Annotated in this window: 1 protein-coding gene; it reads right to left on the minus strand. The window is 58.7% G+C overall.

From position 1 onward, the window contains the following. On the minus strand, positions 1-385 hold a 385-nt coding region (locus tag SOP95_RS32035; RefSeq protein ID WP_323609596.1), incomplete at both ends, for a TraC family protein.

The following is a 385-nucleotide window of genomic DNA, read 5'->3' on the forward strand; positions in this document are numbered from 1 at the left end:
TTGCACATCCGAACGCGGTTCGTTGAAAAACAGCCGCTCGGCGAAGTCGTGATCGAAGGGTAACTCCAGCGACTCGCCATCACTTGACTCCGGATAGGCCACGCATTGGTAGAAATCCTCGGGCGCTTCATCCGTGAGCCTGGGTGCTGGATTGAACCAGGGCAACAACCAAGCATACAGACCGTAGCCATCGACTCGCGCCGATTGCACCCCGCATGCCTGCAACGAAGCCACGATACGTTCGCAAGCCTGTTGCAGGGATTGCACCGGGGTAAGTCCCATCTCCTCAATGCCATCCTCAAGCCAGCGATAGATCACCAGGCGCACCCGTCGATTATTGCCGCGCCAGGGTAGGCGCGTGACGGCCTTGTCCTCGAACAGACCT

It is taken from the genome of Pseudomonas sp. YuFO8 (assembly GCF_035065025.1).
Taxonomy (GTDB): domain Bacteria; phylum Pseudomonadota; class Gammaproteobacteria; order Pseudomonadales; family Pseudomonadaceae; genus Aquipseudomonas; species Aquipseudomonas putida_AE.